This is a genomic window from Curtobacterium sp. VKM Ac-2884 (genome assembly GCF_015350945.1).
Classification (GTDB): Bacteria; Actinomycetota; Actinomycetes; order Actinomycetales; family Microbacteriaceae; genus Curtobacterium.
The window spans coordinates 179,002-193,015 of record NZ_JADKSA010000004.1 but is presented as its reverse complement, the minus strand read 5'-3'; the positions used below and the strand labels follow the sequence as shown (position 1 = coordinate 193,015).

The 14,014-nt window shown below is 71.0% G+C and carries 10 protein-coding genes; 3 read left to right on the top strand and 7 right to left on the bottom strand.

Translation table 11 applies throughout. The features are described from left to right. Positions 1-212 precede the first annotated feature (212 nt). Positions 213-1,493: an ATP-dependent Clp protease ATP-binding subunit ClpX gene (clpX, locus tag ITJ60_RS12415; protein WP_111084519.1), complete on the top strand. Its 1,281-nt coding sequence runs from the start codon at positions 213-215 to the stop codon at positions 1,491-1,493. A 200-nt stretch (positions 1,494-1,693) separates the two neighbouring features. On the opposite strand, the gene ITJ60_RS12410 is transcribed toward clpX, so the two are convergent. Beyond that, positions 1,694-3,718 (bottom strand): M3 family metallopeptidase, encoded by a 2,025-nt coding sequence (locus tag ITJ60_RS12410; RefSeq protein WP_194648138.1) that lies wholly within the window; start codon positions 3,716-3,718, stop codon positions 1,694-1,696. Between the two features lie 173 nt (positions 3,719-3,891). After that, positions 3,892-4,491: a TetR/AcrR family transcriptional regulator gene (locus ITJ60_RS12405; protein WP_228510192.1), complete on the bottom strand. Its 600-nt coding sequence runs from the start codon at positions 4,489-4,491 to the stop codon at positions 3,892-3,894. Between the two features lie 122 nt (positions 4,492-4,613). Between ITJ60_RS12405 and ITJ60_RS12400 the strand changes: the two genes are divergently transcribed. Continuing rightward, positions 4,614-5,450: an alpha/beta fold hydrolase gene (locus tag ITJ60_RS12400; protein ID WP_123341088.1), complete on the top strand. Its 837-nt coding sequence runs from the start codon at positions 4,614-4,616 to the stop codon at positions 5,448-5,450. Between the two features lie 81 nt (positions 5,451-5,531). Here the strand turns inward: ITJ60_RS12400 and ITJ60_RS12395 are convergent, their stop codons facing one another. Then, a complete protein-coding gene (locus tag ITJ60_RS12395; protein WP_123341087.1) occupies positions 5,532-5,783 on the bottom strand; it encodes a hypothetical protein in 252 nt (83 codons plus the stop codon). Between the two features lie 64 nt (positions 5,784-5,847). Continuing rightward, positions 5,848-8,442 carry a valine--tRNA ligase gene (valS, locus tag ITJ60_RS12390; protein WP_228510190.1) on the bottom strand — a complete coding sequence of 865 codons (2,595 nt, stop codon included), beginning with the start codon at positions 8,440-8,442 and terminating at the stop codon, positions 5,848-5,850. A 266-nt stretch (positions 8,443-8,708) separates the two neighbouring features. Between valS and proP the strand changes: the two genes are divergently transcribed. Next, positions 8,709-10,295: a glycine betaine/L-proline transporter ProP gene (gene proP, locus ITJ60_RS12385; protein WP_228510188.1), complete on the top strand. Its 1,587-nt coding sequence runs from the start codon at positions 8,709-8,711 to the stop codon at positions 10,293-10,295. 105 nt (positions 10,296-10,400) lie between these two features. Here the strand turns inward: proP and ITJ60_RS12380 are convergent, their stop codons facing one another. Genes ITJ60_RS12380 through ITJ60_RS12370 form a run of 3 tightly spaced genes read right to left on the bottom strand, consistent with a single transcriptional unit; the run spans position 10,401 to position 14,010 of the window. After that, the gene (locus tag ITJ60_RS12380) at positions 10,401-12,128 is read right to left on the bottom strand and encodes an ATP-binding cassette domain-containing protein (protein ID WP_194648136.1); all 1,728 of its coding nucleotides are present in this window, start codon (positions 12,126-12,128) and stop codon (positions 10,401-10,403) included. Beyond that, the gene (locus ITJ60_RS12375) at positions 12,125-13,021 is read right to left on the bottom strand and encodes an ABC transporter permease (RefSeq protein ID WP_323749169.1); all 897 of its coding nucleotides are present in this window, start codon (positions 13,019-13,021) and stop codon (positions 12,125-12,127) included. Before ITJ60_RS12375 ends, ITJ60_RS12380 begins: the two co-directional genes overlap by 4 nt. Further along, positions 13,018-14,010 (bottom strand): ABC transporter permease, encoded by a 993-nt coding sequence (locus ITJ60_RS12370; RefSeq protein WP_194648135.1) that lies wholly within the window; start codon positions 14,008-14,010, stop codon positions 13,018-13,020. Before ITJ60_RS12370 ends, ITJ60_RS12375 begins: the two co-directional genes overlap by 4 nt. Positions 14,011-14,014: the final 4 nt, after the last annotated feature.

Below are 14,014 nucleotides of genomic sequence, written 5' to 3'. Positions count from 1 at the left end.
ACGGTGTTTCTACAACTTGTAGAGAAGACTGGATCACGGTAGCAGGCCCGAACGCCCTGGGCGAACGCGCGCGCGAAATCCCGCGGCGCCGCACGGTCGGTGTCACCGGTTGCGGTTAGGCTCGTGTCCACGACGAGGTGCCCACCAGCAGCGGTGCACCAGCGGCCGGTGCGAGTGCGCGGGCCGGCACGTCCAACCAGGGAGGCACGGCAATGGCACGCATCGGAGAGAGCGGGGACCTCCTCAAGTGCTCCTTCTGCGGCAAGAGCCAGAAGCAGGTCCAGCAGTTGATCGCCGGTCCGGGTGTCTACATCTGTGACGAGTGCGTCGAGCTGTGCAACGAGATCATCGAGGAGCGTCTGGCAGAAGCCGGCGAGGACACCTCGAGCGGTGACTTCGAACTGCCGAAGCCGCGCGAGATCTTCGACTTCCTGCAGGAGTACGTCATCGGGCAGGACCCGGCGAAGCGCGCCCTCGCCGTGGCCGTCTACAACCACTACAAGCGCATCCGTGCGCAGGGGCAGATCACCGCTGCTGAAGACCGCGACGACATCGAGATCGCGAAGTCGAACATCCTGCTCATCGGCCCGACCGGCTGCGGCAAGACCTACCTGGCGCAGACCCTGGCGAAGCGCCTCAACGTGCCGTTCGCCGTCGCCGACGCCACCGCCCTGACCGAGGCGGGCTACGTCGGCGAAGACGTCGAGAACATCCTGCTCAAGCTGATCCAGGCCGCCGACTACGACGTCAAGCGCGCCGAGACCGGCATCATCTACATCGACGAGGTCGACAAGATCGCCCGCAAGGCCGAGAACCCCTCGATCACGCGCGACGTCTCCGGCGAAGGCGTGCAGCAGGCACTGCTCAAGATCCTCGAGGGCACGGTCGCGTCGGTCCCGCCGCAGGGTGGTCGCAAGCACCCGCACCAGGAGTTCATCCAGATCGACACGACGAACGTCCTGTTCATCGTGGCCGGTGCGTTCGCCGGACTCGAGGACATCGTGTCCTCGCGCGTCGGCAAGCGGGGGATCGGCTTCGGGGCGCCACTGCACAGTGCGACCGACCACCAGGACCTGTACTCCGAGGTCCTGCCGGAAGACCTGCACAAGTTCGGCCTGATCCCCGAGTTCATCGGTCGTCTGCCCGTCGTCACCACGGTGTCGCAGCTCGACCAGGCCGCCCTCATGCAGATCCTGACCGAGCCCAAGAACGCGCTGATCAAGCAGTACCAGCGGATGTTCCAGATCGACGGCGTCGAGCTCGAGTTCGACCAGGGTGCGCTCGAGGCGATCGCCGACCTGGCCGTGCTGCGCCAGACCGGTGCCCGTGGCCTGCGCGCCATCCTCGAAGAGGTCCTCGGCCCGGTGATGTTCGACGTCCCGTCCGACGACGACGTCGCCCGCGTGGTGATCACCCGCGAGTCCGTGCTCGAGAACGCGGCGCCGACCATCGTGCCCCGGCCGCGGGCGAAGCGCGTCGAGAAGTCGGCGTAGCGCTCCGCTCGCTCCGAAGCCCCGCACCGGATCGGTGCGGGGCTTCGTCGTGGTGGGGCGGTCGGCGCGGCGGGTCGACGTCTGGTTCTTCCCATGACGGCTGCGATGGAAGGTGAGATCGGGCGTACCTGGTCGGAAGTTCCGACCAGGTATGCCCGTTTTGACGCGGTACGCCCGGAAGCGCGCGGTCCCCGCGCGCCCTACTCGAGCCCGCGGCGACGCAGCAGCGGCCCGACCTCGGCGTCACGGCCGCGGAAGTCGCGGTAGGCCTCGAGCGGGTCCTTCGAGCCCCCGACGCCCAGCAGTCGTTCCGCGAAACGCCGACCGGCTGCGCGGTCCAGCCCGCCGTTGTCACGGAACCACTCGACCGTGTCGGCGTCGAGCACCTCGGACCAGATGTAGCCGTAGTACCCGGCGTCGTACCCGCCCGAGAACGTGTGCGCGAAGTACGTCGACGAGTACCGCGGGGGCACGGCCTCGACCGCGATGCCGGCGGCCTCCAACGCCGAGCGCTCGAAGTCCTCGACGGACGTCACCGCGGCGGCCTCTGCTGCGGAGAGCCGGTGCCAGGCCTGGTCGAGGAGCGCCGCGGCCAGGTACTCGGTCGTGCCGAAGCCCTCGTTGAAGCCCTCGGACTCGCTCAGGCCCAGGACGAGCTCCGGTGGCAGCGGGGCACCGGTCTCGTGGTGCTTCGCGTAGTTCGCCAGGACCGACGGCCACGACACCCACATCTCGTTCACCTGGCTCGGGAACTCGACGAAGTCGCGCTCGACGTTCGTGCCGGAGAACCGGGGGTAGGTGGTGCGGGCGATCAGGCCGTGCAGTGCGTGGCCGAACTCGTGGAAGAGCGTCTCGACCTCGTCCTGGATGAGCAGCGTCGGCGACCCGGGCGCCGGCTTCGCGACGTTGAGGTTGTTCACCACGACGGGCAGCGTGCCGAGCAGCTCGGACTGCTCGACCACGGGGTTCATCCACGCGCCGCCGCGCTTGCCGTCGCGCGTGTACAGGTCGAGCAGGTAGAGCCCGACCGGTTCGTCGTCGTCGCCGGTGACCTCGAAGACACGGACCTCGTCGTTGTAGCCGTGCAGGTCCGGGCGCTCGGTGAAGGTCAGGCCGTAGAGGGCACCCGCGGCGTGGAAGACACCGTCGTGCAGGACCCGGTCGGCCTCGAAGTACGGTCGGAGTGCCGAGCTGTCCGCTGCGAACTGCTCGCCACGCAGGATCTCGGTGGCGTAGGCCCAGTCCCACGACTCGATGTCGAAACCGACCGTGCGGGACCGGACGGCCCGCTCGTCGTCGGCGTTCCGTGCCGCAGCGCCGACGAGCGACGACAGGAGCCCGTCGACGGCTTCCGGCGTCTTCGCGGTCTCATCGGCGGTGACGACGGCGGCGTGGTTCGGGAACCCGAGCAGTTCGGCGCGCTCGGCACGGAGCCGGACGATGCGCAGCAGGACCTCGCGGTTGTCGTACTGGTTGCCGCGGCGGCCGCGGGCGAGCGAGGCGCGCATGATCCGCTCGCGCAGGTCGCGGTTCGCGAGCGACGGCAGCCACGGGTGGCCGGTGTAGAGCGGCAGGGTGATGAGCCAGCCCTCGAGGCCGCGGTCCGCAGCGGAACCGGCAGCGGCGGACTTCGCGCCGTCGTCGAGTCCCTCGAGCTCGGCTTCGTCGGTCACGTGCACGGCGGAGTCGTTGGTGTCCTCGAGCAGGTTGCGCTCGAAGGTGGTCGTGAGCGTCGACAGCTCCTGGTTGATCGCGGTCAGGCGCTCCTTGCCCGCGTCGTCGAGCCCGGCGCCCGCCAGGGTCATCTCGGCGTGGGTGCGCTCGACCAGGCGGAGCGCTTCGCCCTCGAGCCCGGCTGCTGCGGCGCCGTCGAGCACGGACTGCACGCGGGCGTAGAGCCGGGAGTCCAGCGTGATCGCGTCGCGGTGGGCGGCGAGGAGCGGCGAGACCTCGGCCTCGAGGTCGTGCAGCTCCGGCGTCGAGTCCGCCGACGACAGCGTGAAGAACACGTGGCTGACGCGGGTCAGCAGCTGCCCGGAGCGCTCGAGGGCGATGAGGGTGTTCTCGACTGTCGGGGCGTGCGGATCGGTGGCGATGGCCTCGACCTCGGCGCGCTGCTCGGCCATGCCGGCCTCGAAGGCCGGTCGGTAGTGCTCGAGTCGCACGTCGCCGAAGGGCGGCAGGGCGTAGGGGAGGGTGCTCGGGACGTCGAACGGGGTTGCCATCTCCCCACCCTATTCACGGGAGGCCCGTGGCGGCCCCGCCCCGCGCCTCCCGTCCGCCCTGTGGGTGCGTTCCTTCCCATCGCGACCGAACTGGAAAGCGGAATCGGGCGTACCTGGTCGGAAGAATCGACCAGCTACACCCGGATCGACCAGGTACGCCCGGGACGACCAGGTCAGCGAGACGGCCCCGTCGCGGCGTCGATCAGCGTCGACGCGGCACGGCGGGCGTGCGCTGCAGGCTCCGTGGTGCCGGCGATGGCTGCAGTCGTCTGCGCGCCCTCGGCGAGCAGGGCGAGCTGTGCGGCCAGTTCCTCGGCACGGTCGGGATCGGTGACGACCTCGGCGGTGAGCTCCTGCACGAACCGTTGGAACGAGTCCTTGTGGTCGCGGGCGATCTCGGCGACCGCGGGCGAGGTCGCACCGAGCTCCCCGAAGGCGTTGATGAACCCGCAGCCGCGGAACGTGTCGTCGCCGAACCACGACTCGAGGAAGTCGTACACGGCGAGCAGCTTGTCGCGCGGGGTCGTGGCCGCCTCGACCGCGCCGTGCACGCCGCGCTCCCACAGGTCGTGCCGCCCGGACAGGACGGCCGCGATGAGCTGCTCCTTGCCGGGGAACGCCGCGTAGAGCTTCTTCAGGGAGACGCCTGCGCCGGTGCGGATCTCGTCCATGCCGACGGTCTGGATGCCGCGCGCGTAGAACAGCTGGTCGGCGACGTCCACGATGTGTGCGCGGACGTCGGCGTCGACCGTGCTGATGGTGCTGGTTGCCATGACGTACCCCGTTCGCTGCGTGTTCACCGTTCCCGAGTTGCGCCGGGAACGATCGTTCTCTAGTGTAAGGCACATCGACGGAGAACGGACGTTCTCCGCGAGGCTCAGGGAAGGAAACGATCATGGGTGCCATCACCGTCGGAACCGAGAACAGCGTCGACATCGAACTCCACTACGAGGACAAGGGAACCGGACAGCCGATCGTGCTGATCCACGGCTTCCCCCTCGACGGCAACTCGTGGGAGGGCCAGACCCCGGCCCTGCTCGAGGCCGGCTACCGCGTGATCACGTACGACCGCCGCGGCTTCGGGCAGTCCTCGCAGCCGAGCACCGGCTACGACTACGACACCTTCGCCGACGACCTGCACACCGTCCTCGAGACCCTCGACCTGCGTGACGTGATCCTGGTCGGCTTCTCGATGGGCACCGGCGAGATCGCCCGCTACATCGGCCGCCACGGACAGGACCGGATCGCCAAGGTCGCGTTCCTCGCCTCGCTCGAGCCCTTCCTGGCCATCACCGACGACAACCCCGACGGCGCCGGCCCGATGTCGTTCTTCGAGGGCATCGCCGCCGACGTCGAGAAGGACCGGTACGCGTACTTCACGAACTTCTACCAGGACTTCTTCAACCTGTCGGAGAACCTCGGCTCGCGCATCTCGGAAGAGGCCGTCCGCAACGCCTGGAACATCGCCGCCGGCTCGGGTGCGATCGCGTCCGCCGCAGCACCGCTGACCTGGCCGACCGACTTCCGTCAGGACATCCCGAAGGTGACCGTCCCGGCGCTCATCGTGCACGGCACGGCGGACAACATCCTGCCGATCGACGCCACCGGTCGCCGCTTCACCAAGGCGCTGCCGGCCGCGAAGTACGTCGAGATCGAGGGTGCCCCGCACGGTCTGCTCACCACGCACACCGCCGAGGTGAACGAGGTCCTGCTCACCTGGCTCGCCGAGTAGGCGCTCGCATCGTGAGCAGAAATGGTCGGGTTCCCACCGGGGACCCGACCATTTCTGCTCACCAAGCAACCTCGCCCCGCGTCAGTCCTCTTCCGCGGCGTCGTCGGGGTTCGTGACCTGCGCGTGCCCGGCATCGTCGAGGTGGATCGAGGTGCCGTCGTCGAGCTCGACGATCGGCTTGCCCTCCAAGAACGTGAGGGTCCAGCCCCACGCACCGGTGTCGACCGACTCGGCCGCCAGTTCGTCCTCGACCCCGCGCACGGCGACGACCATCGCCTCGGGCAGTCGCGCAGGCGGCTCCCCACCCACGCTCCATCGTGTGCCCAACTGCATCCGTGCCTCCTGTCCGGTGGTGGACGGGCCGGGTCGCCGACGCGACCGGCCCGGACGACCGACGTTACGCCTGCTGTTCCGCCAGCTCGATCTCGGTGACGGCGAGCTCGTCGCCGTCGACGAACGACAGGTTCTCGATGCGGCCGACGGCCGCCAGGTCGACCGCTGCGCGCTCGATGAGCGCCCGCGTCTCGGCCGGTGCCGCGACGACGGCACGCGTGACGGGCGTCTTCTGGGACGCCTTCGCCGACGTCTTCGCCCCGCGGATCCCGATGAGCGCCTGCCCGACGGCCGCGAGCAGCCCGGTGGGGGCCGCGTCGGTGGGCAGGTCGGCAGCGGTCGGCCAGGAGGCCCGGTGCACGCTGGTCTCGTGGGTCCAGGCCCACACCTCTTCCGTCGCGTACGGGAGGAACGGCGCCAGCAGTCGGAGCAGCACGTCGATCGCGCCGCGCAGCGCCAGGACCGCGCTCGCCTGGGTCTCGTGCGTCGCGTCGGCCGCCGTGCCGTAGGCACGTTCCTTCACGAGCTCGAGGTAGTCGTCGCAGAAGGTCCAGAAGAACCGCTCCGTGATCTCGAGCGCGCGGGCGTGGTCGAAGCCGTCGAACGCGGCGGTGGCCTGCTCGACGACCGCACCGAGCTCGGCGAGCATGTCGACGTCGAGTGCCTCGGTCACGCTCGTGGCGCCCTCTGGAAGCGGGAAGCCGTAGACGAACTTGGCGGCGTTCAGGACCTTGATCGCCAGACGGCGACCGACCTTGATCTGCTTCGGGTTCTGCGGGTCGAACGCCGCGTCGGTGCCGAGCTTCGACGAGGCCGCCCAGTAGCGGACCGCGTCGGCACCGTGCTGCTCGAGGATCGACAGCGGCGTGACGACGTTGCCCTTCGACTTCGACATCTTCTTGCGGTCGGGGTCGACGATGAAGCCGGAGATGCTCGCGTGCTTCCACGGCACGGTGTCCGCTTCGAGCTGGCTGCGGAGCACCGTCGTGAAGAGCCACGTGCGGATGATGTCCTGCGCCTGCGGGCGGACGTCGTACGGGTACACCAGGTCGTACAGCGCCGGGTCGGTCTCCCACTTGCCCGCGAGCTGCGGGGTGAGCGACGAGGTGGCCCAGGTGTCCATCACGTCGAGCTCGCCCTGGAACCCGCCGGCCACGCCGCGCTGGTCCTCGGAGTAGCCGGGTGCCGGGTCGGACGACGGGTCGACGGGCAGCTGCGCCTCGGTCGGGACGATCGGCTGGTCGAACACCGGGTTGCCGTCGGCGTCGAGCGGGTACCAGACCGGGATCGGCACACCGAAGAACCGCTGGCGCGAGATGAGCCAGTCGCCGGACAGGCCACCCACCCAGTTGTCGTAGCGGACGCGCATGAAGTCGGGGTGGAACGCGATCTCCTCGCCGCGGGCGCGGAGCGTCGTCTTCAGGGCGTCGTCGCGGGCACCGTTGACGATGTACCACTGGCGGGTCGAGACGATCTCGAGGGGCTTGTCGCCCTTCTCGAAGAACTTCACCGGGTGGTTGATCGTCTTGACGTCGCCGACGAGCTCGCCGGACTCGGTCAGGGCGTCCACGACGACCTTCTTCGCCGAGAACACGGTCTTGCCGGCCATCTCGGCGTAGAGCGCCTTGCCCGTCGCCGACTCGATCCACGCGGGCTCGTCGGAACGGACACGGCCGTCGAAGCCGAGGATCGCGCGGTTCGGCAGCTGCAGCTCGCGCCACCACACGACGTCGGTGGTGTCGCCGAAGGTGCAGACCATCGCGATGCCGGCGCCCTTGTCCTTCTGCGCCAGGTGGTGCGCGAGCACCGGGACCTCGACGTCGAACAGGGGGGAGCGGACCGTGGTGCCGAACAGGTCCTGGAACCGCTCGTCGTCCGGGTGTGCGACGAGGGCGACGCAGGCCGGCAGCAGCTCGGGACGGGTCGTCTGGATCACGACGTCGTCGCCACCGTCGGCGCGGTGGAAGGCGATGCCGTGGTACGCGCCGGGCATCTCCTTGTCCTCGAGCTCGGCCTGCGCGACCGCGGTGCGGAACGTGACGTCCCACAGGGTCGGGGCGTCGGCCTGGTAGGCCTCGCCGCGCTCGAGGTTGCGGAGGAAGGCACGCTGCGCGCTCGCCCGCGAGGTGTCGTCGATGGTGCGGTACGACTGCGTCCAGTCCACCGACAGCCCGAGGGTGCGGAAGAGCTCCTCGAACTGCTGCTCGTCCTGCACCGTGAGCTGGTCGCACAGCGCGATGAAGTTGCGGCGCGAGATCGGCAGCTGGTCGGCGGCCTTCGACGACTTGCCGTCGCCGCCCTCGAACGGCGGCGTGAAGTCGGGGTCGTAGGGGAGCGTCGGGTCGCAGCGGACGCCGTAGTAGTTCTGCACGCGGCGCTCGGTCGGCAGGCCGTTGTCGTCCCAGCCCATCGGGTAGAAGACGTGCTTGCCCCGCATGCGCTCGAACCGCGCCTTGAGGTCGGTGTGCGTGTACGAGAAGACGTGCCCGATGTGCAGCGACCCGGAGGCGGTCGGCGGCGGGGTGTCGATCGAGTAGACGGCGTCGCGGTGGCCGGCGGCGTCACGGTCGAAGCGGTAGGTGCCGTCCTGCTCCCAGACCGGCCCCCAGACCTGCTCGAGTCCGTCGACGCTGGGCTTCTCGGGCATGGGTTTGGTCATGGCTGCGCCTTCCGTGCGTGTGTGCGGCACCGAGTCCGTGATGAGGTGCCTGAGTGTCCCCGCTCGATGCGAGGTGCCCCAATCGTAGCGGGCAGGACCGACGCGGCTCACGAGTGCCGGGAGCGGCGATTACCACACCGACCTGTCGGACACGCCGGAGACCTGGTAGTCTGTCGGAGTTTGTCCGGCGAGCGCGGGTTCGCAGGAACTGCACCGTTGCCGTCCGCCGGACGCCCGAAGGACGCACCGCACACCGGAGGAACGACTTGGCACCGAACGACGCACCCCACCCGCACGGCGATCGGCCGTTGCCGCACGGCGACCGACCGCTGCGCTCGAAGGGCGCTGCGAAGCGCGCTCGGCGCAAGCTGACGAAGGACGACGTCACCGTCGTCGAGGAGTCGCTGCTCAAGCGCGCCGTGGCAGCTGCCGCCCTCGGCAACGCGATGGAGTGGTTCGACTTCGGCATCTTCGCGTACCTGACCGTCACGATCTCGCAGGTCTTCCTGCCGCAGGGCGACCCGGCCGCGAACATCGTCGCGACCTTCGGGTTCTTCGCCGCGGCGTTCATCGTCCGACCGATCGGTGGCGCCGTCTTCGGTCCGATCGGCGACCGGATCGGCCGGCAGAAGGTCCTCGCGCTGACGATGATCCTGATGGCCGCCGGCACGCTGATGATCGGCCTGATCCCGTCGTACGACTCGATCGGCTTCTGGGCTCCGGTCCTGCTGCTCGTGGCCCGCTTCGTGCAGGGCTTCTCGACCGGCGGTGAGTACGGCGGCGCCGCGACCTTCATCGCCGAGTACTCGCCCGACAAGCGCCGTGGGTTCATGGGCTCGTGGCTCGAGTTCGGCACCCTGGCCGGCTACGTGCTCGGCGCGTCGATCGTCACCGGCCTGCAGTTCGGCCTGTCCGAGGACGCCCTGCTCAGCTGGGGCTGGCGCATCCCGTTCATCATCGCGGGCCCGCTCGGCCTGATCGGGCTGTACCTGCGCCTCAAGCTCGAGGAGACCCCGGCCTTCCAGAAGCAGCAGGAGCAGGCCGCCGAGCGCGAGGGGCAGAAGACCCCGTTCCTCAAGCTCTTCGCCGAGAACTGGCGCGCGCTCATCATCTGCATCGGCCTGGTCCTGGTCTTCAACGTGACCGACTACATGCTGCTGTCGTACATGCCGACCTACCTCGAGCAGAACCTCGGCCAGAACGCCACGTTCGGCCTCATCCTGATCGTCGTCGTGATGCTGCTCATGATGGTCGTCATCACGTTCGGTGGCCGGCTGTCCGACAAGTTCGGTCGTCGCCCGGTCCTCGCCGCCGGCTGCATCGGCTTCATCCTGCTGTCCTGGCCGGCCCTCAAGCTCGTCCAGACCGGCACGGGCGTCGGGGTCTTCTCCGGCCTGCTGATCCTCGGTGTCGTGCTCGTCACGTTCACCTCGACCATGCCGTCGACGCTGCCCGCGCTGTTCCCGACGATCATCCGCTACGGCGCCCTCGCGATCGCGTTCAACGTCTCGGTGTCGCTGTTCGGTGGGACCACCCCGCTCGCGACCTCGGCGCTCATCAACGCTGCGAAGGACGCCGGCTACGGCTGGGCCGAGGACATCCCGGCCTTCTACCTGATGCTGGCCGCCGTCATCGGGCTGGTCGCGGTGTACTTCACCAAGGAGACCGCATCCACTCCGCTCATGGGCTCCGGCCCGACGGTCGGTTCCGAGGACGAGGTCGCCGGCGTGATCGACGACTACAACGACCCGACGTCCGAGTTCGCGCAGTCCGACTGGGCGAAGGAGTTCGCGACGAGTGAGATCCCGATCATCTCGGGTGACACGCCGAAGAAGGAGTCCGCCGACTCCTGACGCAGGTCAGACCCGGCCAGGAGGCCCGGTGCACGTCCGCCACGGACGCGCGCCGGGCCTCCGGTCACGTTCAGGGCACGTGGCCCCCGGCCACGGGACTCGGCGTCAGCGACCGGCCTCGCGGCCTGCGGCCTGAGGCTGGTCGCCCTGCGCGAGACTCGGGCCGGCGGCCAGCCGCTCGGCGGCCTGCAGCAGGTGCGCGGTCACAGGGTGCGCCGGGCGCGCGAACACCGTCGCGGCGGGGCCGTGCTCGACGACCGCGCCCCGGTGCACGACGAGCACGTCGTCGGCCATCCGGCGCACGGCCCGCAGGTCGTGCGAGACGAACACCATCGCCACGCCGGTGTCGTCGCGGAGCCGCTCGAGCAGGGTCAGCACGGCGTCCTGCACGGTGGCGTCGAGGGCGGTGACCGGTTCGTCGAGGACGATCACCTCGGGGTCGGTGGCCAACGCCCGGGCGATCGCCAGGCGTTGTCGTTGCCCGCCGGAGAGGGTCAGCGGCGACCGCGGCCGGAGCGCCGGGTCGAGGTCCACCTGGCGCAGGGCTGCGTCCACCCGGGCGGCGAGGGAGCCATGGGCGCGGCGGTCGTCGCCCCGCGAGAACGCGTCGGCGAGGACCCGTTCGACCGACCACCGCTCGTCGAACGTGGCGCCGGGGTCCTGCACGACGGCCGCGACCCGGTGGCGTCGGGGTCGTCGGTCGTGTTCGGGGAGTGGTACCCACGGCGCTCCGTCGAGGGACACCGTGCCGGCGTCGGGCACCTCGAGCCCGAGCAGCACCCGCGCCAGGGTGGTCTTGCCCGACCCCGAGGCGCCGATCACCCCGAGCACCCGCCCGCGGTCGAGCCCGAACGACACATCGTCGACGGCGCGGACGCCCTCGTAGTCGCGCGCGAGCCCCTCGGCGACGAGCACCTCCCTCGCACCGTGCGAGGTTGCGCGCTGGGTGCCGCGGTCGCCGATCGGCGCACGGTGCGTGGACGTGCGCTCGGTGCGAGGTTGCCCGCTCGGTGCGTCGTCAGAGGCCTGCACGGAGCGGGCAACCTCGCACCGGCCGACCAGATCGGCACCGTGCGCCGTGCGCACCAGGGCCTGCGTCGCGGCGTGCTGCGGATCCTGCAACACCGAGGCGACCGGGCCCTGCTCGACGATCCGTCCCTCGTGCATGACGGCCACCCGGTCGGCCCACCCCGCGACGAGCCCGAGGTCGTGCGTGATCACGAGCAGCCCCGCCCCGCGCTGCTGTGCCGCCCGCAGCTGCTCCATCACGGTGACCGCGACCCCGGCGTCCAGTGCGGTCGTGGGCTCGTCGGCGACCACGAGCGCCGGCGACCCGATGGTGGCCGCGGCGATGAGGGCCCTCTGCCGCATCCCGCCCGACAGCGTGCCGGCGAGTCGGCCGTCGGTCGCGATGTCCGGGTCGAGGCCCACCGCGCGCAGGGCATCGCGCACGGCGTCCACGCGCTCGGCCGCACCCATCTCGGTGTGCAGGCGGAGGCTGTCGGCGACCTCGCGTCCGACGGGACGCAGCGGGTCCAACGCGCCCAGGGCCTCCTGGCCGACGTAGCCGACCCGCGACCCGCGTACCTGGCGCCACCGACGATCGGAGAACGCGCGGACGTCGAGGCCGGCGACGGTGAAGGCGTCGGCGCGGACGGCGGAGCCGGGTGCGGACAGGCCGAGCGCTGCGCGGGCGGTGACGGTCTTGCCGGAGCCGGACGCGCCGACCAGGGCGACGCACTCACCGGCGTCGACCCGCAGGGCGACGTCGTGCACGATCGACGTGCCCGCGATGGCGACGTGCAGCGCCTGGACCTCGAGGACGGTGGTCATCGGACGACTCCTGTTCGGCGGATCGCGCGACCGAGCACGGTGACGGCGGTCGCGAGCACCACGATGGCGAGCCCGGGGAAGGTGCTCATCCACGGTGCGGTCTGCAGGTAGGTCCGGCCGTCGGCGAGCATCGCGCCCCACTCCGGAGCCGGAGGTGGTGTGCCGACGCCGAGGTAGCTCAGCGCCGAGGCCCAGACGATCGCCTGACCGACGCCGAGCGTCGCGACCGCGACGACGGGCCAGAGCGCGGTGGGCAGGACGTGCCGGACCACGATGCGGACGGGGGAGCGGCCGAGCAGCACGGCGGTCTCGACGACCTGCGACGACCGGGCGGCACGCACCAGACCACGGACGATGCGGGCGTAGCCGGGGGCGGTGGCGAAGCCGACGGCGAGCACGGCGGGGACCGGGCCGGGGCCGGTGACGGCGATGACCACCAGGGCGACGAGCAGCAGCGGCAGGGCGAACGCGACCTCGGTGACGCGGCCGATCACGGCGTCGAGCAGTCGGCCGATGCGTCCGGCGCCGGCGCCCAGTCCGGCGACGACCCCGAGCACGACGCCGGTCCCGCCGCCGATCAGGGTCGCGGCGACACCGACGACGAGCGAGGCCCGCGTGCCGGCGACGACCCGGGACAGGACGTCGCGTCCGGATTCGTCGGTGCCGAAGGGGTGCGCGCCGCTCGGTGTGAGGAGCGCCTCGGACGGGTGCACGGCGAGCGGGTCCGCGCCGCCGAGCAGCGCCGGCCACGCGGCCGCCACGACGGCGAGCAGGACCACGGCACCCGCGACGGCTCCGGGGACGCCGAGGCCCCGTCGCCGGCGACGTGCTGCTGCCGGTCGTCCGTCGACCGGTTCACCGGCCAGGAGGCTCGGCTCGGCGATGCCGCTCACCGCGCCGCCGCCTCGGGGCCGGGTCCACGGCGTCGCGCGGCTCGCGGGGTGCGGGGGCGCGGGGCGCCGGTGCGCGGGTCGACGACACGTTCGACGAGGTCGGCGATCGCGAGCACGACGACGTAGGCGGCAGCGGACACCAGCGCGATGCCGGCGACGAGCGGCATGTCCCGCTGCGTCACCGCGGTCACCAGGGCGCGACCGATGCCGGGCAGCGCGAACACGGACTCGACGACGACGGCGCCGGACACGAGGGACCCGAAGGCCCAGGCGGACAGGGCGATCCCGGGCAGCGCCGCGTGGCGGAGCAGGTGCCGGGCGAACAGCCCGAGGCGGGTCTCACCACGGCCCCGCGCGGCGAGGGCGAAGGCGGACCGTTGCGCGTCGACGACCCCGTCGCGCACGGTCTCGGCCAGGTACCCAGCGACCGGGACGGCCACCGTCAGCACCGGGAGCACCCAGCCGCGCACGGTTCCGTCGCTGACGGCGGGCACCCAACCGAGGGCGCTCGCGAACACCACGATGAGCACGCTGCCGAGCCAGAAGTGCGGCATCACGCTCGCGGTGACGCTCAGCGCGCTCGTCAGCCCGGCTGCGAACCGACCGCGCTGCGTCGACCACCAGGCCGCGACGATCGCCAGGACCCAGGCGACGACGAGCCCGGCCACCGCCAGGGTGAGTGTGACGGGCAGCTGCTGGCCGAGCAGCGTCGCGACCGGGGTGCGGAAGGCGTACGAGTCACCGAGCTGCAGGGTGGCGAGGCGTCCGAGGAACACCGCGTACTGCACGAGCACCGGCTGGTCGAGGCCGTACTCGTGCCGGACCTGGGCGACGGCCTCGGCGGAGGCCTGCGAGCCCGGACCACCGAGGATCGCGAGTGCGGGGTCGCCGGGGATGAGCCGGATCGCGACGAACACGATCGTCGCGACGGCCCAGAGCACGCCGATCCCGCCCGCGAGCCGTCGGACGGCCCACCACACCCAGGGCATCCGC